Origin of the sequence: Paenibacillus sp. AD87, from assembly GCF_001659845.1 — a bacterium.
Lineage (GTDB): Bacteria > Bacillota > Bacilli > Paenibacillales > Paenibacillaceae > Paenibacillus > Paenibacillus marchantiae.
The window spans coordinates 1,971,534-1,997,418 of the sequence record NZ_LXQN01000007.1 but is presented as its reverse complement, the minus strand read 5'-3'; the positions used below and the strand labels follow the sequence as shown (position 1 = coordinate 1,997,418).

Annotated in this window: 17 protein-coding genes and 1 riboswitch; of the genes, 2 read left to right on the top strand and 15 right to left on the bottom strand. The window is 40.6% G+C overall.

All coding sequences use genetic code 11. The annotated features are described in order from the left end of the window. The first annotated feature begins 24 nt into the window (after window positions 1-24). Window positions 25-1,158, top strand: coding sequence for a LuxR C-terminal-related transcriptional regulator (locus tag gpAD87_RS09010; RefSeq protein ID WP_064637648.1), 1,134 nt, complete (start codon window positions 25-27; stop codon window positions 1,156-1,158). Window positions 1,159-1,230: 72 nt separating this feature from the next. On the opposite strand, the gene gpAD87_RS09005 is transcribed toward gpAD87_RS09010, so the two are convergent. The 8 genes from gpAD87_RS09005 to gpAD87_RS08970 all read right to left on the bottom strand — a co-directional run bounded on the left by gpAD87_RS09005 (window position 1,231) and on the right by gpAD87_RS08970 (window position 11,101). Beyond that, on the bottom strand, window positions 1,231-2,532 hold the full coding sequence (locus gpAD87_RS09005) for a sensor histidine kinase (RefSeq protein ID WP_064637646.1): 1,302 nt from the start codon (window positions 2,530-2,532) through the stop codon (window positions 1,231-1,233). Continuing rightward, window positions 2,507-3,205, bottom strand: coding sequence for a response regulator transcription factor (locus gpAD87_RS09000; protein ID WP_064640817.1), 699 nt, complete (start codon window positions 3,203-3,205; stop codon window positions 2,507-2,509). Before gpAD87_RS09000 ends, gpAD87_RS09005 begins: the two co-directional genes overlap by 26 nt. Before the next feature lie 340 nt (window positions 3,206-3,545). Then, window positions 3,546-4,583, bottom strand: coding sequence for a branched-chain amino acid aminotransferase (locus tag gpAD87_RS08995; protein ID WP_063563680.1), 1,038 nt, complete (start codon window positions 4,581-4,583; stop codon window positions 3,546-3,548). Window positions 4,584-4,867: 284 nt separating this feature from the next. After that, complete coding sequence (locus gpAD87_RS08990) at window positions 4,868-5,866, bottom strand: NADP-dependent oxidoreductase (RefSeq protein WP_064637644.1); 999 nt, start codon at window positions 5,864-5,866, stop codon at window positions 4,868-4,870. 318 nt (window positions 5,867-6,184) lie between these two features. Continuing rightward, window positions 6,185-6,937 carry an SDR family NAD(P)-dependent oxidoreductase gene (locus gpAD87_RS08985; protein ID WP_064637642.1) on the bottom strand — a complete coding sequence of 251 codons (753 nt, stop codon included), beginning with the start codon at window positions 6,935-6,937 and terminating at the stop codon, window positions 6,185-6,187. Between the two features lie 85 nt (window positions 6,938-7,022). Continuing rightward, window positions 7,023-7,595, bottom strand: coding sequence for a TetR/AcrR family transcriptional regulator (locus gpAD87_RS08980; RefSeq protein WP_064637640.1), 573 nt, complete (start codon window positions 7,593-7,595; stop codon window positions 7,023-7,025). Window positions 7,596-7,689: 94 nt separating this feature from the next. Continuing rightward, window positions 7,690-8,604, bottom strand: coding sequence for an aldo/keto reductase (locus gpAD87_RS08975; protein ID WP_231952481.1), 915 nt, complete (start codon window positions 8,602-8,604; stop codon window positions 7,690-7,692). Window positions 8,605-9,109: 505 nt separating this feature from the next. Next, window positions 9,110-11,101 (bottom strand): Na+/H+ antiporter, encoded by a 1,992-nt coding sequence (locus gpAD87_RS08970; protein WP_064637638.1) that lies wholly within the window; start codon window positions 11,099-11,101, stop codon window positions 9,110-9,112. Window positions 11,102-11,454: 353 nt separating this feature from the next. On the opposite strand from gpAD87_RS08970, the gene gpAD87_RS08965 reads away from it, so the two are divergent. Next, complete coding sequence (locus tag gpAD87_RS08965) at window positions 11,455-12,561, top strand: FAD-dependent monooxygenase (protein ID WP_064637637.1); 1,107 nt, start codon at window positions 11,455-11,457, stop codon at window positions 12,559-12,561. Window positions 12,562-12,731: 170 nt separating this feature from the next. On the opposite strand, the gene gpAD87_RS08960 is transcribed toward gpAD87_RS08965, so the two are convergent. From gpAD87_RS08960 to gpAD87_RS08930, 7 genes are all read right to left on the bottom strand, one after another. Then, the gene (locus gpAD87_RS08960; RefSeq protein WP_064637635.1) at window positions 12,732-17,891 is read right to left on the bottom strand and encodes an NPCBM/NEW2 domain-containing protein; all 5,160 of its coding nucleotides are present in this window, start codon (window positions 17,889-17,891) and stop codon (window positions 12,732-12,734) included. A 154-nt stretch (window positions 17,892-18,045) separates the two neighbouring features. Further along, window positions 18,046-18,137: riboswitch (cyclic di-GMP riboswitch) on the bottom strand. A gap of 193 nt (window positions 18,138-18,330) precedes the next feature. Continuing rightward, the gene (locus gpAD87_RS08955; protein ID WP_064637633.1) at window positions 18,331-18,819 is read right to left on the bottom strand and encodes an NUDIX hydrolase; all 489 of its coding nucleotides are present in this window, start codon (window positions 18,817-18,819) and stop codon (window positions 18,331-18,333) included. A 376-nt stretch (window positions 18,820-19,195) separates the two neighbouring features. Continuing rightward, window positions 19,196-20,410: an MFS transporter gene (locus tag gpAD87_RS08950; RefSeq protein WP_064637631.1), complete on the bottom strand. Its 1,215-nt coding sequence runs from the start codon at window positions 20,408-20,410 to the stop codon at window positions 19,196-19,198. 495 nt (window positions 20,411-20,905) lie between these two features. Next, complete coding sequence (locus gpAD87_RS08945; protein WP_063563670.1) at window positions 20,906-22,087, bottom strand: NupC/NupG family nucleoside CNT transporter; 1,182 nt, start codon at window positions 22,085-22,087, stop codon at window positions 20,906-20,908. Window positions 22,088-22,102: 15 nt separating this feature from the next. Beyond that, window positions 22,103-23,407, bottom strand: coding sequence for a purine/pyrimidine permease (locus gpAD87_RS08940; protein WP_064637629.1), 1,305 nt, complete (start codon window positions 23,405-23,407; stop codon window positions 22,103-22,105). A 45-nt stretch (window positions 23,408-23,452) separates the two neighbouring features. Beyond that, on the bottom strand, window positions 23,453-24,160 hold the full coding sequence (gene deoD / locus gpAD87_RS08935; RefSeq protein WP_064637627.1) for a purine-nucleoside phosphorylase: 708 nt from the start codon (window positions 24,158-24,160) through the stop codon (window positions 23,453-23,455). Between the two features lie 159 nt (window positions 24,161-24,319). Further along, on the bottom strand, window positions 24,320-25,756 hold the full coding sequence (locus tag gpAD87_RS08930) for a helix-turn-helix domain-containing protein (protein WP_064637626.1): 1,437 nt from the start codon (window positions 25,754-25,756) through the stop codon (window positions 24,320-24,322). Between the last annotated feature and the right edge of the window lie 129 nt (window positions 25,757-25,885).

Here is a 25,885-nt window from a genome sequence, read left to right as displayed (position 1 = left end):
TTCACTTGAAGGGAACGGCTTATTATGACACAAAATTTTCATCCATATACTGAAATGACTTTTCAGGAATTTGTATTATTTTTCAAAACGCATAGCAAACAGCTCGAAGAAAACACAAATATTTACCTGATCTCGGAAGCTAACATCTCTGAGACACATCGGAACGAAACGGGAGTACTGATGAGATCCTTTTTTCAGATGTTTACTTATTCAGACTTGGATCATATGGATAATCATTATTCTTCTTATTTGGATACCTGGGTTCAATCCCAGCTAACCATTTTAAATATGGCAAGCTTACAATGGCTTCAAATTATATTGGAAAAAGCTTTAATAACACTATTAATACAACTGAAACATCAACGGATGATGGACCCGCTCATGTTCCTGTTATCTGTCTTTTCGTATCTGATGCATAGCTTTCATAAGTGGGCTGATACGGTGTCTGGTAATCATGAAACGGAGGAAAATGAAGAATTAAAAAAACTGCGTTTGCTGGACCAATTAAACCAACTCCTAGTCAGTTCTTCGGGAGCTTCAGATCTCGCCTTTATCCTGAAAAAATGTGAGAAGTATTTCAATTATAAACGCTGTGTCTTCTATGCATATGTACCTTGGTCCAACCAGTTCTATGGGGTCATTGGCGAAGAACTTCCGAAAATTCAGAGCATGAAAGGACAATTGACTGAGCAAAATCTAATCTTCAACTCTAAAAGACCGATCTATTTGAAAGACCCAAAACCTTATTTAAGGGACGAGCATATCCAGTTATTTCAGTTGTCTTCGATTATTTTTATACCGATTGCCCACGATCATCAATTGTACGGCTGGGTCACTTTTGACCAAATGGGAGAATCATTTAATTGCACAAAGGATGAGCTGGATTTGCTTGAACAAGTGGGAAAGAGAATTGGTTTGTTTTTATCCAGGAAAGAGAAGGAAAACACCGCCAAAACGATGGCCATCGCTTTAACAGAAAGGGAGTCTACCGTGCTCGAACTTCTGGCGGAAGGTTATGATAACAAGAAAATCGCTTCCTTGTTGTTCCTCAGCGAGTATACAGTAAGAGATTACGTAAGCAGCTTGATGACTAAGCTGCGTGCAAAAAATCGAACACAGGTCGTTGCCTATGCTTTTCGTTGGGGGTTATTGAGTTAGTACCTTTGAATTTAGTTCGTCAAAAAAATAAGATCACCAACATGTGTATCATGTTGGTGATCTTTTATTCATTCAGCCCTTCTTGGGTAAATGCACAATAACGTTGAATTGATCGCCGTGAATCTCGACCTTAATCTTGCCTCCATGCAACTCAACGATGCTTTTCACAATAGCCAGCCCTAGTCCCGAGCCTTCTGTCTGGCGGGATTCGTCTGCTCTTTTGAAACGTTCGAACAGTTCTTCCGCATCAAAATCAATCTCATAGGCAGAGGTGTTTTGAATTTTGAACCTTACCAGATCATCCGTCTCGTCCAGATAAATATAGATGCGGGTTCCTGGAAGCGAATATTTCTGTGCGTTGCTAATTAAATTTTCGAATACACGCCATATTTTATTACCATCCAAATTCGCATGGATCGGAAACTTGGCAATCCTCTCCCGAATTTCGAGCGACGCTTGTCCCATATGGGTGTTTGATTCTGCTATCGCTTGTGTCAATAACGTTGCCACATCGACATACTCCATATCCAGCTCTATTGTACCGCTAGCCATCTTAGAGATATCGAACAGGTCTTCAATTAATAGTTTCAGTCGAAGCGCCTTGCGTTCCAGCGTTTCAATATAGGCTCGGGTTGTTTCCGAAGGATGATTTTCTTTTTTTAATAAATCGACATAGTTGATAATTGAAGTAAGCGGAGTCTTCAAATCATGCGATACGTTGGTAATCAGTTCCGTTTTTAACCGCTCGCTTTTCATTTGATGTTCCAACGCGCTTTGATACCCGGCTTTCATATTGTTAATATAGCCGGCAAGTTCAGATAGGGAATCGTTTCCGTTATCTTGAATTGAGTTCTGAATATTCCCTTTGGCAATCTCTTTACTTCCATTGATGATGGCCATGAATCGCCCAAGCTTGGAGAGCATATAAGGAACCAGAAACAGCACAAATAGCAACAAATAAAGGATGAGCCATCCCTGTCCGTAATATGTGACTGCTTCCCAAAAACAAATGCCGGCTAAGGCGGTCAGCTGAAACATAAGAATGAGGCCAAACGTTAGTCTCCCATTTTGCAGACTGGCTCTAAAGCCGGTTCTCCAAATATGAAAATAATCTATCAACACACTGCCATCCCAGAAGGAACGTTTATTATGCGGCGCCTTAAAATAACGAAACAGTCTGGCTACCAACAAACCCAAGATAATACTGGAAAGCAATTCCCAGATGAAACGTGAAGTTGAAAATCTCAGACTCAACCCCAGGTATGAATACTCGTTTATAAGTATAAAGATCCCTATAATAACTGCGATTATGATGACAAGAAGGTCGATTCCAATCTTTCGATCTTCTTTACTTTTTCTCGATTTTGTATCCAATTCCCCATACCACCTTCAAATATTTTGGGTCTTTAGGATTGATCTCAATTTTCTCACGAATGTTTCTCACATGTACGGCAACCGTATTCTCTGAAGCAAAGACCGGCTCATTCCACACGCGCTCATAAATCTCTTCAATCGAGAAAACTCTGCCCTTGTTTTCCATTAACAACTCCAAAATTTTGTATTCCTTCGCCGTCAGTCTAACGTCCTCTCCATCCACTTCAACAGTCTTGGAGCTTTTGTTCAGCACAAGTCCTTTTACTTGAATGATCTCTTCTCCAATGGAGTGAAAGGAACCTAAATTCGTAAACCGGCGTAGCTGGGATCGGACTCTTGCGATCAGTTCCAAGGGATTAAACGGCTTCGTTATATAATCGTCAGCTCCAACATTAAGTCCCAAAATCTTGTCACTATCCTCCGATTTGGCGGAGAGCATAATGATCGGTATATTTTTATCTTCACGAATCTTAAATGTCGTCTTGATTCCATCAAGCTGCGGCATCATGAGGTCCATGATAATAAGATGAATCGTTTCTTGTTCAAGGATCTCCAGTGCCTCCACTCCGTTAGAGGCCGTAAATACGTCTACATCATTGCTTTTTAAGTAAATAACGAGAGCTTCTCGAATTTCCGGTTCATCGTCTACAACAAGAATATTATTGATCTCCATATTTCTCACCTTCATCGCGTAATTGCTCCTACAACTCTACAATACTTTCTGCGGAGGCACCAGTTATGTAAAGCGAATACATTTTTCCATTTTCTTTTCATCAGACCATCATACACAATCTACATGAAAAATCTCTGCTATAAAAACGAAGGAATTTATGAAGTTTTAATACATCGTTAGATAGTGATTGAGAACTTAATGAATCTCATGGGCAATGTTTATTCAACATGGTTATTTCCTTCGCATACGTTTATGTGTGTCGAAAAAAAGGATGAAATCGAATAGGTATCTTGATTTTCCCTCTATGCACCCTTACATTTCAATAGAAAAAAGCGGGGCATTAAGCCCCGCCAATAGTAATGTTTGTAATCCAGCCTTCAGGCGCTGGGAGAACTCCCATCTGGATACCAGTAAGAGTTTCTAGTAGTTTCTTTGAAATAGGTCCCATTTCTGACATACCACTTGGGAAATATATTTCTTTACCATGGTCATCTATTTTACCCACAGGAGAAATAACAGCTGCAGTTCCACATAAACCACATTCTGCAAAATCTTTTACCTCTTCGAAAAGAACTTCCCTTTCCTCAACTTCAAGGCCGAGATATTTCTCAGCAACGACCATTAAAGATCGTCTGGTGATGGACGGAAGAATACTTTCTGACTTAGGTGTAACAACTTTATTGTCTTTGGTTATAAAGATAAAATTGGCCCCGCCTGTTTCTTCAACCTTGGTTCTGGTTGCAGCATCCAAAAACATATTTTCATCAAATCCATTTTTTTGGGCTGTCCTTAGCGCATGAAGACTCATGGCATAATTCAATCCTGCTTTGATATGTCCTGTACCATAAGGCGCAGCACGATCATAATCACTAACACAGAGGGTAAGGGGCTTGGCTCCTCCTTTAAAATAAGGGCCTACTGGTGTAGTAAATACTCTAAACTGATACTCTTCAGAAGGTTTAATCCCAATAACAGGACCACTTCCGAATAGAGTAGGTCGTATGTATAGTGTAGCACCAGAGCCATACGGTGGTACATATGATGCATTTGCTTTTACTGTCTCGACAATAGCATCTATAAACCTATCCTTTGGAAAGGGTTGCATATGAAGTCTTATAGCGGAATCCTCCATGCGCTGTGCATTTAAATCGGGACGAAAAATAGCAATTTGTCCGTCTTGGGTGGTATAGGCTTTTAAACCTTCAAAGCATGTCTGCGCATATTGGAGAACGCCTGCCGATTCATTGAGCACTACATTGGTATCCTCTGTTAAAATTCCATCATCCCATTTTCCTTCTATAAAATTTGAAACATATCGTTTTTCTGTCTTTCTGTAATTGAATCCGAGATTACTCCAGTCCAAGTTTTGCTTTTCCATTTTGTCACCATACCTTTATTTTATCATTTCAATTTTGAACCATTTACTGCGATACTGCCTTTTCTAAAGCTTTAGGAATTCTTCCATTTGTAAGTTACACAATTAAATTCTATTGTCAAAATAACACGTTCAAACAATTCAGGTCAATTAATAACAATAAAAAGTTGGAGTTGTTTAAGTCATATATGTATCTATCCCCGTTCTTTCTTTAATATCTAAAGAAGAACGGGGATCTTCATTAATAACATCAACCTTAGTAACGGGACTCAGGTTTCGTAATACCTTTAGAAGGTCAGAATCACTTTTCCCTGAGAGTGACCCGTCGACACTTTATTCAATGCCTTTTCGATATCATCAAACGTGTAGGTTGAGTCTATAGATGGCTTAATATCATCTTTTTCTATTAGGCTTGTGATCTCTTGTAATTGAATTCCACTGGCTTGTACAAATAAAAAGCGGTATTCATTCTGATTCTTACGCGCTAAAGAATCCAATCGAGCACCTGCCAGACCAAACAATGCTTTTTTCCACATCGGAAAATCATTATCAACGGCAAAGCGATAATTAGGGCCAGCTTTCAAGGATACCAATTTCCCATGTGGTTTTAGAATACCCAGTTCAGCTTTGATATCTTCGGCACCCAAGGTGTCTATCACATAATCGATATCGGACAAGATGTCAGCATAATGTTCTTCCTTATAATTAATGAATTGATCTGCCCCGATTGATAATGTACGTGATCTGCCTCTTTCACTGCCACTTGTAATAACCGTTAATCCCATGGACTTAGCAATGGGGATAGCCATCGCACCGAATCCTCCGGTTCCTCCAGGAATAAACAGCTTTTTATTGGTTTTGGCTTGAAGTACATCATGTAACGCTTGATACGCAGTTAAGGAAGTAAGCGGCACGGCAGCAGCTTCAATAAAAGATAGATTCTCGGGCATCATGGATAAAGCATCTTCATTCACAGCTGCATATTCAGCAAAAGCACCAATTTTATTCAGCGGCAACCTTGTGTACACATGGTCCCCTACTTTAAAATTCAAAACATCTTCACCAACAGCTTCAATCACACCAGATAGTTCATTCCCTAGAGTTAAAGGCAACTTATAGTTGGCAATCATCCGAACGCTGCCGTTCATATTCATGATATCCAGTGGATTGACACCCGCAGCTTTTACTTTGACAAGGACCTCTCGACTATCGATATGAGGGATGTCCATCCGGTTTAATTCTACATGAATGGTTTTGGAATACTTCTGTATTTGAGCTGCTCTCATCATCTTCCTCTTCCTCTGCTATTAGACTAAAAATATGGCGTACAATGTTCAGTTGTACGCCACGTTTCACGCTTGATGTTAGTGTAGCTCCTCTGTTGAAAGCTAAATCTAATTGAGCTAATTCTTTTACAAGGTAGATATAAAGTTCAGGACCTTATTCACCATCTTGGACTCCACCCAGAGGTGTATCCTCTCTGTCATGTGTGCCATTGCGAGTCGATGGGGCAATTCTATCTTACCGATTTTCGTTGTAGTCAATAATTTCACCAATGGTATTCACTGCTGTTTTGATGTATTCCACAGCTATGTGAATTGAATTTATAATTCTGAAATAACTGGATAGATCGGACCTCTCAGATTGAAATTATAGTTCTGATCTACGATCCCTACCACTTCGTTGTGATCATACAGTTCCACCATAAAGCCCGCCATTTCTTTAGCCGTGTGGTACTTAGGCATGTTTGCTTTGTAGTCAAATTCTTCAGCATCTATGGATCTCTTCACGAATTCCGTTTCCGTTATCGCGGGTGCCAGGATTTTCGCTTTTAGTTTTGCACCTTTCAGTTCCAGTTCTTTGGCAAGACCTTCTGTGAAGGCACTAACATAATATTTCGATGCAGAATAAGCAACACTACCAACAGCAATGGCATATCCGAGTGCGGAAGAGACGTTAATTAACTGAGTACCTTCAACCTCAGCATAATCTCGCACATACAGTGTAGAAAGGATGGTCAGGGATTCAATGTTCACTCGTAACATCGTTTCAACTTTATCTAATTTCTGTTCTGCTATAAATGAACCTTCACCGAGCCCTGCATTGTTGATCCAGGTCTCAATCTGGTATTCCTTCAGATTGTTATATAGTGTGTAAGCCTGATCTGTAACAGATAGGTCACTTGTCTGAACAATAACATTTACTTGGGGATCTATACTCTGAATGGTTGATTTAAGCTCCTCCAATTTATCCAATCTTCTAGCTACCAAAATCAAGTTTTTTCCACGTGCTGCAAATGCTAATGCCGTTTCATATCCAATCCCTGAACTTGCTCCAGTAATCACTGTGTATTTCATCATAATCTCTCCTTAGGTTCCTACATATTTTTTTAGAATGATCGTTCTCTAATGTGTAAAAAAACAGTTAGATCTAACTTGCTGTTTAATCTAAAGCAGACAGTGTCATATCAATAATATTCATTATTTTTTGTTGATCTGTTGTTGTCTTAACCAACGTACGCAGTCCTAGCCAAGCGTTCATTAGATAATGAGAAATAACGACCGAGTCAAGATCAGAATTAATCTCACCCGTTTGTTGCCCCTCCAGAACAAGGTTAGTCAAACATTCCTCGGTTCGCGCATAACTCTCACCCACGAAGCATGAAACTTCAGTGTCTAATACACCTAACTCCACACCTGAATTCACCAAAAAGCACCCCAGAGGTTCTCCTTCGTTTCTTACAGTAAACTCAAACATCTCACGGATTAATTGTTTGATTGGTTTTTGTTTTTCAATCAGAATCTTCATTCTGCTGGTCTGCTTCGTTTCATATCGTTCCAGAGCTTTCATAAATAAAGCATGTTTATCCCCAAAGGTATCATAGATACTTCTTCTATGAATACCCATAAACTCAACCAGGTCTTGCATTGAAGTTTTCTCATATCCTTGTGTCCAGAAGAGATGCATTGCTTTATCTAATACTTCATTAACTTCAAATTCTTTGGATCTTGCCATCGTCATCACCTCAAATAATCATTATACATTAAGTGATTGTTCGGCAAACTGAGATAGTTAAATTGAACATATCTCAGTGATAAGACATGTCGAATTAAGCCTGGATTCTTCGTTTGTTTGCTTGTAGCCAATCCGGTGTCCAACCTTTTTCCATAGCATCCAGGGTCACACCCGGCGGAACGATGGGGTCGATTGCATCCAGGATATCAGTGCTTAACCGGATATCGCTGCCTTTTAATGTTTCACGCAGTTGCTCAATTGTTCTTGCCCCCACTATTGCAGAGGTAATCGACGAATGAGCTTGTGTAAAAGCCATGGCAAGATGAGGCAACGTTAATCCTGCTTCATTTGCAAGGGTTTGGAGCTTGGCAACGGCTTCGAACTTGGTACGATTTCCTTCTCGATTCGGGTCGACAACAACCGAAAGTTTCCCTAGTGATCCCGCTGCTCTTGAATCTGGAGCAGCCGCTTCTCCCGAGCGGTATTTTCCAGTTAATAAGCCACCCGAAAGCGGGCTCCAAACCAGGACACCCATTCCATATTTCGCGGTCGCGGCAAGCAAATCGAATTCGATACTCCGATTCAAAATGGAATAAGGGGCTTGCTCAGATACGAAGCGTGCCATATTTTTACGTTCACTAGCCCATTGTGCTTCGGTTACCTGCCATGCTTGAAAATTGGATGTACCGATATAGCGAATCTTCCCTTCACGAACCAAATCCGTCAACGCGTCAAGACTCTCTTCAATATCGGTATGGAGATCTGGCTGATGCAGTTGATACACATCGATATGATCCGTTTGCAGCCTTCTCAAGCTTCCCTCGACTGCACGCTTGATCCAATACTTCGAGTTACCAGATTGATTAAGTCCACTGCCCATGGGCATTCCGCCTTTTGTGGCTAGAATAACATCCTGTCTGCGGCCCTGTAGGAGCTTACCCAGAATTTCTTCGGATTGACCACTGGAGTACACGTCCGCCGTATCAATCAGGTTAATGCCTCCAGCCAAAGCCTAATCCAACATGACTGCAGCCTCTTTTTCCGTATTATTTCCCCAAAAACCAAATGTGCCTGTACCTAATACAAAACTGCTTACTTTAAGACCTGTATTTCCTAATACACGATACTCCATGTTCAATTCATCCCTTCTACATATTGATATATCGAGAACGAGCATTCTAATATAGGCATAAAACTACGTAGTAAGATCTTACACCGAGCCCCATCACTCTCTGCTTCGTAATCGTTTATATCTCCTACGCCAACAATATAACATATCTAGAACGATTGGTAAAGAATCGTTTTATAACTGTCTTGTGATCGTTATTAGTGGACTTATAGGATAGTAAAATTCCATTTCAGCATCCTCGACTTCGAACAAGAACATGTGCCGATACAACAAAAAAGCCGCTATAATAGCGACTTTAATGGTTTTGTTCCACAATATTTTGTCACAGATGTTACTTGTTTTTCAACGGGTTAACATGTTGTTCCATATGCTCTTCTCATAAATTCTAAGCCATTGCCTCTTCTCGCAGATCATGCTCCATGAAGAGAATATCACGTTTCATTTCTTTCATGCCCTGTCTTGAAATCCGCCCTGTCTCAAACATAGATTGAATGTTGTCTCGCTCCAGTTGAATTCCGACCCGGCCCAGATCCTGCATCGACAGGTCGAACTCTCGTCGGGAGTATGTGTCCGATTCGTTTCTGGTCATACGCAGCAGTATACTTTCATATTGCAAGATCAGTGAGCTGATTGCCTCTATATCCGATTCGCCTTCTGAAAGCAGACCTTTTAGCTGCTCAATGACATAAGCCATATTTTGAATTTTGAGTCTGGTCAATTCAGCGCGTCTTTCTCGAATGCTTAGTCGGGCAGGATTCAGCATCCCGAACATTTCGACCCATTGCTTAATGGGAAAAACCTCTTTTTTATAGCGGACATCTCTTGTGCGCATAAACAACAGTTGGTTAATTCTTTTAAGGTAATTGTACGCTGTATATGGATTTACTTCTTTCTTTTCAAGAGCAAGCAACGTATTCTCTCTTTCCCATTTCATGACAGACAGACCCAAGGACCGCTGTGTCTGATCTTTCTTTTCATCTTTCCTAAGTGTTCGGATTCTGGAAGTATACATATTGATAATATGGGCGGTCGCAAGCCGGTTCTGGTTCGTGGTCAGTTCATTTAATCCGGTAACCACATTCCTCAGAATCTCAATTTTTGCCTGAATTTCGTCCTCTTCCTGCTCCGTTTGTGTTTCTTTACCTAATAAAAGCGGCAACAGATAGTTGGATGCCAGAAGAGTCCACAAGATTACTCCAGCCGCGAGGAAAATGATCAGATCTCTGGCTGGAAATGCAGTTCCATTATTCAGAAAAAACGGCAGTGACAAGGTACTCGCCAGTGTAATCGTTCCCCGGACTCCCGATAGACTGAGGATAAGCGCATTCTTCAACCGGAGCCGCCAAGGTTCGCGCGGTTTGGCACCTTCAGGATTATCCATTAGCATTGCCCAAATGAGACGCAGCCCGAGTACAGCTAAAGTCAATAATAGTGTGTACATAATGACTTTAAAATTCCCTATGTCCGGGTTACTCCAAATCGTCTGGATAATATCAGGAAGCTGTGTTCCAAGTAGTAGGAAAACCAGTCCGTTCAATACAAAGATAATGACCGACCAGGTGCTTTTGGATACAATACTCAGCTTGGCTAACTCGGGGTTCATTTTCTTGTAACCAAAAGAATGGGCGATTCCTGCGGCGACAACAGCCAGGATACCGTTGACCCCTAATTCCTCCGCAGCCATGAAAATCAAAAAAGGAGTCAGGATCTCAATCAGCATGTGGAGCGTGACATTCTCCATCCCTAATTTGCGCAACCACTTCACCACACCATACTTTACTAAGGTAAGCAGAAGGCCTAACACCACACCGCCAAGTGAAATGGCAATAAAACTGATACTGGCCGTTTTGAAAGAGAATACACCCGTGACCATTGCGGCTACGGCAAATTGAAAGGAGACCAGCCCTGATGCGTCATTTATTAACGACTCTCCCTCAAGAATTTGCATCGTCTGATGGGGGATCTTCACTTTCTGCTCCAGTGCACCCACGGCCACAGCATCGGTAGGTGCTAGTGCAGCTGCCAATGCGAAGGCTGCCGCCAGCGGGATGACCGGAAGTAGCCAATTCAGGAAATATCCCATCACGGCTACCGTTACAAACACCAGACCCAGCGCTAGCAAAAGGATCGGTTTCTTCAGCTTCCAAAGCGCTTCTTTATCCGCATGCCTGCCATCATTGAATAGCAACGGGGCAATGAATAAAAGCAAAAACAACTCTGGATTTAATTTCAGTTCATAATGCAAGGGCAGCAAAGTAATTAACATCCCCAGCGCAATTTGAATAATAGGCACGGAGACCGAAGGGATAAACCGGTTTACTAAATTGGATAAAGAGACTGCCGCCAGCATCAACAAAATAAATTCAAACAATTCCAAACGTATCTTACCTCCATATTTATCTGCAATAAGCAGCTTTTCGTAAAACAGGTTTCTAACAAGAAGTCATCTTATTTTAAAATGCATTTATGAACTGTATATGAATCGCTTTGCACCTAGCCTGCCCAGAGCAATATTCTATAATCCACATAGGTATTTTTATCGGAATTGCCGATAATTTCATTAATACTTTCTAATCGAAATTTCTTTTCAGAAGGTACCCCGCGCTGTTGAAAAACAAAAGCAGCCGCTTAGCGGCTGCTTTTGCATAACTACATTCATATTCAGTTCACAAAGCTATTTTATTCTATACAACATCATTAGAAATATTATGGATCATGGGAGGAACGAATATGAAAAAAAATATTCTAGTTAGCGGGGCGAGTTTCGCCGGAATTTCAACAGCCTACTGGATGAAGCAGTTTGGCTACAACGTGACCGTTGTTGAGATCGCTGGAGGTCTTAAAAAAGGCGGCACACCTGTAAATATCCGCGAAAATACCGCCGACATCGCGAAACGTATGGGGCTTCTAGACCAAATCCAGTCGAACAAAATAGACATGGAATTGATGGAATTCAAAAATTCCGATGATGTCACTGAAAGAGTCGAAATCCGTGAGCAGCTTGCAGAAGATGAATATGAAATCGAGCGAGATGTATTGCTGGATATCATGTTCGAGGCTGTCCAAGATGACGTTGAGTTTATTTTCGGAGATAGCATTACGTCATTAAAGGAAGAAAGTAATGGCGTTGAAGTAGTTTTCAAAGGAGGACAAAAGCGCTCGTATGACCTGGTATTCGGCTGTGATGGTATTCATTCGGCCGTCAGAAAATTATACTTCGGCGAGGAAGCGGAATTTTCGCATTTTCTTAAAACGTATTTCTCTATCACGATCGTGGATAAGTTGTTGATCCGGGAGAATACGACACAGATGTACAACGAGCCGGGCAAGGCGGTCATGCTGAACTCTTATAACAATAAAACCGATATCGTGCTCTGCTTTTCTTCGGAGAAGGAGCTCCCTTACGACTACCGAAACGAGGAACAGCAGCGGGATATCATTTTGAATCAATTTTCCGGACTAGGCTGGCGAACGCCAGAATTGCTGGAAGAAGTGAAGAACTCAAAAACTTTTTACTTTGACAAGCTGTGCCAAATGAAAATGCCGTCGTGGACAAAAGGCAGGGTAGCGCTAGTCGGTGATGCTGGATACTGCGCCTCTCCGGCTGCTGGCATGGGTGGATCACTCGCAATAGATGGAGCGGCAGCCTTGGCTGATGCTTTCCAAAAAAACCATGGGAATTATAAACTTGCGTTCCAAGAATATAATCAGAGTTTCCGTCCTTTCATCGAGGAAGTTCAAGCAAACGCAGAAATGATGGTAGATTTTCTAGTCCCACGAACTGAAGAAGACATTCGCGAAAGAATTTCGCAAACGGCATCCATCAAGGACATCTAAGGACCGATCTGTAGGATATTAAGACTATCCTTTGAGGGTATTTTTTCAGTGTGTATTTGTTGAGTTTAATGATTAGAATCAAGTTCTTGTCCTCAGTTGGGGGCAAGAACTTGACTCCTCAAACAAAAAAAACCGCTAAATTAGCGGTTTTCAATGGATGCATGCAAAGTTTATTGGTGATTTATCATATAGATCAATCCTATAAGATTACCTTTTACCTCGTATACCAAGTTAAAGGTGTAATATCCTTTTTCTTCATTGGACATATCTATAGTGAACTTGTCGGGGTTCTGTTCCCATTCGCTCACATTGATCAGTGTCTCTTTAAACGTTTTATTGTTTCTAACACTTGCTGAATAGGGGATCACTTTATTACCATCTATTCCTGTAACCAAATTTGTGACTTCAATGCTAGGGCCCGTTAGCTCTCCTACTTCAATGATTTGAGGATTTGCCAACAAGTTAGCGAGTTTGGTTAACCCTTTTAATGGCGAGAAATCCGTAATTGCATTGCCTGTGATATCTAACGTCACCAAGTTATTTGCGTACTGCAACCCCTCTAGGGATTTAACTCTTCCAGATTTACTATTAAATGTTGTCAACTTCAGCATATCGCCAAGGGTTAGATCTCCCGTTATTCCTAGCGTTGTCTTAATAGAATCTCTTAAATATTCATCTTGTATGACAATCGACGCAGTTAAATCAACTTCGGTTAATCCAGCTATTGCTGCCCGTAATGCCGCTAGTGCTGTATCCACTTCTTCTTGCTTAACTTCCTTATTAGCCAGGATCTCCCCGGCGGCGGATAAGCTAGCGGTGAACGCCGCAGCACTCTCCTCTGTGTACCCATCAAGATTAATCACTTTAGCATCTGTAACAACTTGTTCCAGATCTTCAGTATATAGTCTAGCCGCGTTGACAAAATGTAGCTTTGTATCTCCCCATGTGGCATGGTCAGATCCATTGCCATTTCCACCGTCTGTTACGACTAATTTAAGCTCTTTCGCTCCGTTAATGTCTACTTCAATGAATTTTTGCGGATCTCTAGAGTTCATAACTCCACTGTCGAATTTCTTATCTCCATCCACATAAACCTCAAAGCTTACAGAGCCGACAGAACCATACATTTGCCGATCTACACCCACATAGGACGTGAAGTAATCATAATTCTTATCGCTTAAATCATACACAATCGTAGAGTTCGAATGTGCTCCAATGCCTCTGTCATAGATTACTTCACGATTATTCTCATCCGTTAATCTCAAAGCATGATTACTAATCGAAATATCCTTTTGCGGAGCAGCATAGCTATTTTGGGTAGAAGTCCAATCAACATCTGTCAGATACTTGTAATCCTCCATGTTAACGACAGCGATCGTACGTGTTTGCGTCACTACATTACCATCGCTATCCGCTACAGTGTAAGTGATTGGATATTCTCCAACTCGATTGAAATTCACTTGCTCTCTTCCCGTAACCACTACACTAGAAGTTAAATCCCCATCCTCAGCATCCACGGCTTTATAATTTTCATCGATCTGGAGGGTTTGTCCTACTTTCATCGATATCGATTTCGGTATCGTAAGTGTTGGCACACTATTTAGTACAAGGAACTTTGCATCTGCAAAATCAGCATGATCAGAAGCATTTCCGTTACCTGCATTATCTACGATTAGCTTCAATTGCTGTACACCCGCAAGCGGGATTTGAACCCATTTGGCTTCCGTACCATATTTCATCAATCCACTGTTATACACTTCTTGGCCATCTGCCAGAATACTGAACTTCACGCTAGAGTTATTCTGCTCCGGAATATTGCGATCGACACCTACGATCGTTTCAAAATAGGCGTAGTTATTATGGGCAAGATTATATACGATTTCCGAATTGGCGTGTGTTCCAATTCCCTTTTCAAACTCTTGAATTGCACCATTGACGAGTAACTTGATTGGATTGTTCGAACTGGCTTTATCTTTTCTAACCACATTATAATCTGTTTTAGCCGACTCCCAGTTCAAATCGCTTGCATAGGGGCTGGCGCTGTAAACAACGATTTGTCGTGTCTTTGTAATGGCATTTCCATCGCTGTCAGTCACTTTGAATTGGACTTGATACGTTCCAGACTTACCTGGATCGAAACCATTCAAGTTCACTTCAACTTGTGATGTTAAATTACCATCTTCGGCATCAAATGCTTCTACGCCCTTCAGCACATCAAACTCACTATTTAACTTTACTGTAGCCATTTCTTCAGGAACCGTTAACGTAGGTAGGCTAGCATTATTTGTGAACTTTGCATCTGCCCATACCGTGTGATCCGCTGTATTTCCATTGTGGTTCGCATCGGTTGTGACGAGCTTCACTTCTCTTGCGCCTGTTACAGGGATCTGTACAAATTCATGTTCTGTACTCGATTTGAACACATCACTGCTAAATTTCTGTTCCCCATCGACGTAGATTTCGAACGTTGCAGAGGAAGCTGCATTACCTTTCACAGCCTGATCGATACCAATATAACTCTCGAAAAAGTCATACCCTTTGCCTTCAATGTTGTACACAACTTCAGAGTTGGCATGAACACCTAACCCCTTAGTATACATTGCAGCTAGACCTTGTCTTACTAAAGTAATTGCGCTACCTGATGGTGCCTTGTCCTTCTTCAAGGAGCCCCAGCCTACACTAGCTGATGCCGTATCCAGATCGGAGGCGTACACATAATCACTTGTTACGGTTACGTGCGCCGTTTTGGTTTCGGTAGTTCCTTCATTCTTGATTTCAAAGACAACCTCATAATTTCCTTTTGTCGTGATATCCACGTTATTTGATTTTACAGCGATAGTATCGGTAAGATCTTTCCCTTGATAATTCGCTGCCTTAACGTAGCTGATTGGATCAAAAGCCTGATTCAGCTTGAGCGTAATATGCTCTTCAACCGATAGCATTGGTTTGAATGCCTTAACCTCTACCGGGCTCAGGGCATTCAATTTTTTATCATAGCCAATGATCTTATAGGTATAGTTTTGAGCCATATTGACATTGGTGTCTACAAATTGGTCCGTACCCGTAAATCCAACTAAGACATTGTCCCGGTATATTTCATAACCCAGCAAATCTTCCTTGTAGGCTTTATCCATATTAAAGGTCAACGTATTCGTTTTTGCTACTGCATTCGAGCTAATATTGATGTTGATAGGAACATTTTTATTAGCGATCCCTGTTCCTTCATAGTGGACGACTGAATTATTTAAATACCATAACTTGTTGGACGCCGGGTATTTGCTTACCTTCACTTTGGTCTCGGGATTAACTGTAAAACCGTGTCTAGCAAAAAAGCTGCTCAAATCCTGACCTAATACTTCTGACGAGAATTCTACTAAATATTGTTGTCTGGAGCTTTCCCCATTAGGAAGGGATACTTTACGATCTCGATATAGACTATTTAACTCCGCCCAGTACCCTGGATGGGCCAATTCTAATTGCCAGAATGCGCCGAGTCTCGCAAAAAGACCCTGCTGTTCCATCGCTACTTTATTTTCTTGAATAACATATTTATAAATATCCGATTCAAATGGGATGCGTGTATCTATGGAATTACGCTCTACTGACATCAACATAGGTAACATGTTATTGCTGACCTCACCATACTCCCGTTCACCTACAGCCATGCGGTGCCCGATCTCATGCGATAAACCCCAACCTGGATATACCTTGCTGAAATCTTGTAGCATCAAAGGTACGGTTTCAGCCTGAATTCCAGTATGGTCACCTGCTGCATACATCGCACCATACGGCTGCATTAATCTAATATTCTCTCGAATAAGCTTAGGATCATGGTTCTCACTGCGGCCATCTAGACCAAAGTAATCAAATAATCTATTAATCCATACATCATAACCCGTTAAGGTAGCCACAGGATTTTGACTCTTCGTAATAAACTCATTGTAGGCTTGTGTAGCCGTACCTGTAAAAATAATACGATCACTCACCATTTCAACTACGTCGATCATTTCACGGTCTTTAATGTTCGGATGGGCTGCTTTTTCTGCATCTAATCTTTGTTTATAATCGTTCAAGAAAGCTTTAAATTCGGCCGGATCAGAGTCCTGCGTCATCATCGGGAACCGTTCTACACCTTCAAAACGAATAAGAGGCGCTTGACCTTGTTCTTCAGACGTATAAGGATTAACGATGTAGATAGGTCCACCTTTTGTTACATCATGGGCGTAAGCACTGGTTGTAGGGTTTTCAGGTACCACGATCGTATTTTTTCCAAGACGCAATTGCACTCCTTTTGCCCAGCTATTCCAAGCACCTTCTTGCTGCGAAAAGATTAATGAAGGCACTTTATCAGTAGAATCGACATCCACATATACGTTAATCGTATCGCCCGGCATAGCTACAAGTCCGGTAGGCTGGTTATTGGTGCCCATGCTAAATCTTAAGTTTTGCTGCGCATGCTTCTTCATATCGCCATGTTGTTCAGCTGTAATGATCATTCCTGCGGTTTGCAGTTCACCGCTCACGATCTTTTGGGCTACATCAAGCTGAGCTTTAAACTGTGAATATAAAGGATGGGACTTTGCCTCATTTTCCAAAGCAGTTATTTTCTCTACTGTGTTAAACTCTCCGCTAACCTGACTATATGTATTATCCGTAAACAGTTTGTTCATCTTATCCGACAGAGCATCTTCTTTATAAAAAGCAAACTCAGCCGCACTCGCCCAATCTTGATTTGCCTTCTTGAAGACAAACTTGATTCGCTTAAATGCTGTTGGCGCAAATTTCATTTCAACTACGTCACCTGTGGAGCCTTTATACTCCCCCGTGGATACTAACGTGAAATCATCGCCTGCATCCGTCATTGAACTGTAAATCTCAAACTCTTGAGCGAATCCTTTCCCTTTAGCTCCAGTTTGTCTAGCTGCGTACACGATTCTATTTAATGTAGTCGATTCATCCAAAAGAAGTACGACCTCATTTGTAAATGTTGAAGAATTGGGTTTACCTGTTTCCCAGTGTGTATTTATATCTCCATCAATCGCCTTATTTATGGTAGAACTTGAGTAGTTCCCCCCATTATTAGTGATTGACTTAATATGAGTAGTGTTCATTTTAAAGACATCATTATAAGCATTTAAAATGTCTTTTCCGTATAAATCAAACAGTTTAACGGATGCCACAGTGGGTACAATAGTGCCACGATCCCCTGCCTGGTTTGTCACAGTAGCATTAGAAACACTGGATAGTTGACTTGCTGCAGCATACCCTGCTTCACTTGACAGGCCAACGAGTAGTGCTGCAGATGTAGCGATTGCAATCATTTTTTTCATAATTGTTTCCTCCTGATGAATGATAGTTATGACAACTGACCTAAAATGCGCAAAAAAAACTACCCATAAGAGTAGTTTTATTGCACGCAAAGCTATTAAAAGATGAAGACTTCACCTTTTATAAACTTCAAAGAACAAAAAGCATCATATACTCTTTGGCAACTGGCTGACATTGTCATAAAACTTGAAACTTTAGTCCCTGTAGCTTTGCGTCCCTACGTTTCCATAGGTTTGCCTATTCAGTTGTAAGTACATTTAGACATATTATCACAGCAATACATCAATCACATGGTTAATTAGTATGATATAGAACTAGGTAATTTAAATTATTTTTTAATGATTTTAGGCAGCTAATCACGTTGATTAGCTGCCTTCTTGATTTTATTGATCTATCGTTACTCGTTAGTGCAAAGTTTTTTAAACGCAAACCCTCGTACAATTAAACACGCTTTTGAAGCTTGACATCACATTCTGACATATTCCCAGTGACGTATTCGATATAATTCACAGAGCCATTAAAGTTCAAATATGCTTCATAACGCATGCGGATGGCGGGTAATGTAATCCAATCCAGAACATTTTCCTTTGGAACCCACCTACATTCGCTCGTTTCATCAGAAGTCGCTAACTCTCCACCTACAGCTTTGCACACGAAATCAAACATAACCTTTGTGGGAACATCCGTCACACCGTCATACCACTTATGTATCGCTGTATTCGAAACAACATTAATTAAATGGTTAACCTCAGCGTCAATTCCACTTTCCTCTTTTATTTCACGAATCACACCATCAATCAGATTTTCTCCAACTTCAGTTATACCACCAGGATACACCCAACCATCATCATGGGCTTTTACTAATAGGATATTTCCATTTCCATCTTCTACAATTCCACCTGATGAGACAATATGTGTCGGAAACGTCATTTCATAACCTCCAATTTCAGTAAATTTGTATATTTATTCCACAGCCCTCCTGAATTGTCCTCCTTTTGTGAACATGCTTGAAAGTGGCTTAAACTCAGCTAAAGCTTATTTCCCGAACAAAATCAATGTATGGTGATCGAAACTTTAGTTTTTGATATTCTAGGGACCTTAGTCGACGAGGATGGCACCATACATCGTGAGGTATAGGCAAAATGAACTGAACCTACACGAAATTGCAGTAAACAAAAAGCATTCGATCACATTGATCGGATGCTTTTTGTGGTTATATTGAGCTATCGTTTCCCTGCTTACAACTAAACGAACCTTACATTCGAATCTTAATCTCTGGACCATCCTCCACAGTCCGCTCAATTCATTAAGTTCGTACACGCTGTACGCGCTTTATTCCTGTGCGCAGTGAAAGCCCAAAGCAAAGAATCAGGATGATTCCGGCAACCACATAAGGGTAGTTAACATTGATATCAAACATCAGTCCAGCTACTACCGGCCCGATGATATTGCCAAGGCTGGTAAAAGCGGAGTTAAGTCCAGCCAAATATCCTTGATGTTCTTTTGCGACCATGGACATTTGAGTGCTGATGGCCGGACGCAAAATATCGATGGACAAGAAGACAACAAAGGTGACGGCGAAGATCAGCCAGTATTGGTGTACGAACAACGTCAACAGAACAAATACCCCGGCAAGGATCAAGCAGACTGTAATGACTGTTTTCTCACCATAACGGCTTATAATCCAACCGAAAATGGTTAACTGAATCAACGCGCCCCCAATAGAGCCGAATGTGAAAATGAAGGCAATATCCTTTGGTGTGAAACCAAACTTATGGTCAACGAACAGACCGTATACCGCTTCATAGTTGGCAAGTCCAAAGGACATGACGAACACAATAATTAAACTGATAAAATAGGGCTCGCGGTATGTAAACCGCAACTGTTGAATTAGACTTCTTTTGGGTTCCAGATTAGGTATTGCTTTGTCGCTATTCCCATTACCCTTTACAAGGGATGAAAGAGATTCCGGCAGGACAATCATAGTAAGGATCGCAGCGATTAGACCAGCAACCCCCGCAGCATAGAACGGAACACGAATGCCGAATTCGGCAATATAGCCCCCGATGCCGGGGCCAATGATGTAGCCTGTCGAGATCGAGGCATTAATGAATCCCATTCCCTTCGCACGATCTTCCTCGGAGGTTACATCCGCAACATAAGCCATAACCGTTGGCATGATGAGTGCTCCACTAACGCCACCCATCATCCGGGATACAAAAAGCAGCAAAGCTGAGTCGGCTAACCCAAATATCACTTCGGCACAGGCGAAAACTAGCATTCCGGCGACAATCATTCGCTTGCGTCCTAAGGAATCGGATAATCGTCCCGCCAGTGGTGAGAAAATCAACTGTGTAAATGCAAAGGAAGCAGTAAGCATGCCAGCAATCGTACCGTTAATATCTAAAATAGTAATATATTGCGGTATCACTGGTATGACCAAACCGATACCAGCAAAAACTAAAAATAGGTTAAACATCAGAAGCAGCAGAGCGCCCCGATTTTTAAATAATAAAGCCATCTAAATTGTCCTCCCTAAATCAAATATTGAATATGTATGCTAAATATGTAACTTCCGTAGACGCTGATCTAACCCATTGTGAAGTGAAGAATAACCAACATATGGTACCTATTTTCATTCAAAGATACTTTTTAAATATAAATGTTTAAAAAGTACGGAGTTAAATGTAATACACATTTTTTCTGCTGTCAATATATACTTTCTTAAATTTAATGTGTTGATCGGTGAGTGAGCCGATTCCCTCGATCGGACGTATTGGACTGACAGTCTGTAATTATTCAATGTACAGTTCAGGTTGAAAACCCCGGTCTGACCGCTCGTGACTATATGACAGCAACCGGTACGTCGTCCCGAATATGAGCAAACAGACGAAAAAAAAAGCCGCTAAAATTAGCGACTTTTAATGTGATAATTTTTATGTCCCTCTGACATCAACTGTCTTTTTGGAACAGCTCCATTTCGAGTTCAATGGTATTCAAAATAGAAATGATTCAACTAAAATATAATTCCGATAATTATAGCGGATAAAACGCTTACAAGTGTTGCGCCATATAACAGCTTCAATCCAAAGCGAGCAACAATATTCCCCTGTTTTTCATTCAGCCCTTTTACTGCACCCACGATAGTACCAATGGACCCAAAGTTAGCAAATGAGATTAGAAAAACGGAAACAATAGCTGTAGTACGCCCACTTAAACCGTCTTGAATCTTAACAAAGTCTAGCATGGCAACAAATTCATTCGCAACCAGCTTCGTTGCCATGATACTCCCCGCATGAACCGCTTCATGCCATGGCACACCGATCATAAAGGCAATTGGTGCAAAGACATACCCTAGAACTCCCTGAAATGATATTCCAAATATGCCACTAAAGACCCCGTTAATTAAAGCAATGATTCCAACAAAACCAACTAACATTACCCCAACTACGATGGCTACTTTAAATCCATCCATAATATATTCGCCCAGCATTTCAAAAAACGTTTGTTTGCCCTCTTCCTTAACTTCAACGATATCTTCTTCTGCTGTAACTTCATACGGATTAATGATGGATGTAATGATAAAGCCGCCAAATAGGTTTAAAATTAATGCAGCTACTACATATTTAGGCTCCAGCATCGTCATATATGAACCAACAATGGACATGGATACCGTTGACATTGCAGATGCACATAATGTATACAAGCGATGTTTTGGCAATAATCCAAGCTGATTTTTCACAGAAATAAATACTTCATTCTGTCCTACAATTGCGGCTGCAACCGCATTATAAGATTCCAATTTCCCCATGCCATTTACTTTACTTAGCACCAGACCAATATACTTGATAATGAACGGCAGTATTTTGTAATGTTGCAGGATTCCTATTAATGCTGACATAAAAACAATTGGCATCAACACAAACAGGAAAAAGGTATGAGCTCCTTCATTGGCAATCCCACCAAAAACAAAGTTCGTTCCTTCGTTGGCATATCCAAGTAATTTCGAAAAACTATCGGCAAACCCTTTAATTAAGAATTCGCCTATACTCGTTTTTAGTATAATTAATCCCAAACCTAACTGAATAACAATCATTATGATGATTGGACGATATTTGATTTTCCGTTTATTATTACTCGCAAGCCAGGCTAGTAATAGAACAATAACCAGACCAACAACAGAAATTAGATAATGCATAATTAACCCTCCAAATTATCGATACTTTTTTTTGGAATCCTCATATCGATTTGCATCTTTCCACATTAACCCTTGTTCCAAAATAATCGCCAATAGACTTCCGCAAATTAACCCATTATTCAAAATGGCTATTACAATCGGAGATAAATGGCTCGTAGCGGATGTAGGAATAAACATTAAACCCACACCTACTAAAAGAGAAACTCCGCTAACAACAAATGTTCGTTCTTCATGCAGAACCTTCTTCAATTCCTTCAGCGATAATCCAACCATCTTCACAAAGATAACGAATGTAACGGCATAGCCTATAGGCGCTGGAATACCGGATATTACGTTCATTATTGGCGGAAACAAGGATACAGAGCTGACTAAGATGCATCCAATTAAAAACGATTTCCGTTCCCTCATTCCTGTTTGTTCAACATATCCCGCCGCTCCCGAAATAGGCACTGAGCCAATCGCTCCGAAACTGCCACCAATAAAATGGGTAATGCCAGAAGTAAATCCGGCACGCAAATAACGGTTATGGTCCAATTTCTTTTGTTTCATAACGGTCTCCATCAACCGAATAGACGCAAGCGCATTGGTTATTAACAATAGTGTTAATAGAAAGGCAGTTGTGACTGTCCCGCTATCAAATCTTGGACTTCCAAAAGGAAATAGTTTTGGCAGTTTAAATAGTGTATCCGCCGGTGAAATCACCGGCATCTTGTCGCATATGATAAACAATAAGCAGCCTATCGATATACTGATTATTACTGAAAATTGGCGCAGCAAAACAAAGCGACTGTTCCCTAACCCAAAGGTAATGCAAATCACAATCACACTCAGCACGAACACTTTAACATCTAACAAGGTGTGGCTGGACGTGATCCCCATCATACCTTTCATAAAAGAACCGCTTAATTGAAAGATCAATAAGAGCAAATATATAAAAGTGACCGTTGGCGTAAATAGACGAGCGATTTTATCCATCAGCTTAAATGCTGAGATTAGGATAAATAAAACTCCACTACAGATCATTCCCCCACTTAAAGCTTGCAGGGCAGCAATATTCGAAGAATACAATACCCCCACTAAACTTGCGTAAATAGTGAAAATGCTCCACCATAACCCTGCTGGACCTTCATGAATAGGGAATTTATGGCCGATGACGCCTTGTAAAAATCCAGCTATTCCTAAAGTAATTAGTGTGCTCTGGATAAGTCCAGAAGCCTCCATGGGTGTTAGGTTATATAAATCTGCGATAGCAATTGGCGCAGCAATTGCACCTGCGATCATAAAAATCATCCACTGCAATCCAGACAGTACTACCTTCATTTCTTTCTCACTCTCTTTTCTTACTACACTACTCTTATCGGTAGATTAGCTCTCAATGGCTGTGTTAAGAGCGATTTCGACCATTTCATAAAATGATTGTTCACTTTCTTGATGAGTTAAGTGCTCCTGTGTTAACAATTGACTACCTACTGTCAAAATAGATAGCGCTTTCACGCCATATTTAGCGGCTAACGTATATAGGGCTGTGCTTTCCATTTCAACTCCTAATACACCAAAATCCATAAACTTGTGAAGTCGATCTAAGCTCTCACGGTAGAATTCATCGGAGTTATAGATGTTGCCGACAAAGACATTTACTTGTTTAGCTTGTGCTTGTTGATACGCTTTCATTAACAATGAGAAATCTGCTGTAGGTGCATAATTACAGCCATGGAAGATCTTATCCGTCATATTACTATCTGAAGACACGGATTGGGCTATTACAATATCGCGGATATTAATTTCTTTCTGCATCGCGCCACATGTACCAATACGAATCAATTTCTTCACTTCATAATCGACAATCAATTCCGTTGCATAGATGCTCATCGATGGATTTCCCATCCCTGTCCCCTGAACTGATACCCGTATCCCCTTGTATAATCCAGTGTACCCATACATGCCTCTTACTTCGTTATAACAATTGGCCTCATCTAAAAAGTGTTCTGCTACAAATTTTGCACGTAAAGGATCTCCTGGAAGCAAAACGATGTCCGCTATTTCTCCTTTTTTCGCGCCTAAATGCCTACTCATATTTCTGCCTCCTACTCTCAATGTTGAACTCAGGCTTACCGAAATCTCTTCCGCTTGCCTTCAAGAAAATCTGTTCGGAAAGTACATTGAGCATAAGATTTTTCAGCATAACAAACTAGACCAAAATCTTACGAAGGATACGGGAAATAATTGATCAAATTATAAAAGTAATTCTTTACGAATATTGTCCAGATCTCTTTTAGACGGGATCGTAGAGATAATAACAACAGGCACGGTCTGCAATGCAACAGGGATATTACTAATGACAAAATCAATCTGATGTTGCTGCATCATTTCGTCGGAGAGCCCTTTCATTATGGAAGTATTGATGATCAGTTGATCCCCAATTTCCTTCTTGATCAAATCCGCTATGTAATGCCGAATTGAAAATTCTTCTCCAATTACCAAGAAGGCCCTTTTCCTTTTATAACGTAAATTGGAACGAACAATTAAGGTTAGCTTGGTTAAATGAAAATTATTGTACAAGACGGCAGGATAAGCTTTACTCCACGTTTGCATGCAGGTTTGCAGTTCTTGATAAAGCTGCTGGCATTCCTTTTGAACATAAGCCGTTAAATTACTTTGTGAAATCATCATCCATTCAGGAATTGCATTATCGATTAATAACTTGTCAAAGAACGCGTATATCTCCAATAGAAATCGTTCTTCCATCTCCAAGTTAGGGTATATTTTGGCTAGTAGCCTTAGAAGCAGATTACCCATTTGATATTCTTCTTTGTCCTTATGCAATTCAACTTCTTTCATCGGCGTTATTTCTGATCCTTCATAATAATGATATTGGCTGAGACTGACCAGGGATTGCATAAAGTAAATTTCACTATGGGGAAAATCAATGGAAAGCTTCTCTCCAAGACTCTTGGCAAGGGTCTTCACAGGCATATAAAACATCCCCTTTTCCCAAGGGTAAGCACTTTCGTCGATTTTTACGTATTTCCCTTTAGCTACTCTTTCCACAACAATGGCCAACAAAAAGGATAATCTCCGTTTGGAATTGATAAAATACACAATATTTTTCTCATTCTCTGTATTTGTGATTAACTGATTGATATATGCAAAATCGACATTCGCAAAGGGCCATCCTGTGAACTCATACGCATCACAATATAACTTCCAATAGAAATATCGGATATTCATTTCATTCCCTTTGATCATCGGGGTTGAATATGTAATGCGTAACTTATACGCTTTTAGATCATTATTATTTAATTGCACGATCAGTTTCTTCAATGACGAGGTACTCATAAACATGACTCCGGCAAGCTCCTCCACGGACAGTCGATCCACATTCGTGAACAATACATTCATCAGTCGATAAAAGATGGTTTGTCTGAACATTGAAGAAATCACTTCACTCATCGTCTCACTTCGTCCATCACGCAGAAGAACGATTCCCTTTCCTCTAGAAACTTCTATGGTTACCGTAGGGGGTAATTGCTTACTGATTTCCTCAACCATCTTACGTATGGTTTTATCGGAGATACCTAAACTTTTCTCAACTTCGGCTAAGGTAAACCATCTTTGTTCCGTATCAAGCAGCGTTAATAGTTGATTAGCTAATGTAAATCCTTTATCCATGTTTCCACCCTATTTCAATGTGATTTGAATGTCATCGTGTTTTTGGCTAATGAAACGTCGATTTCCTCATAAGAAAAGAATCGGCTCTTTAATGTATTTAAATACGATCTATGATAAACCAGTGTGAAT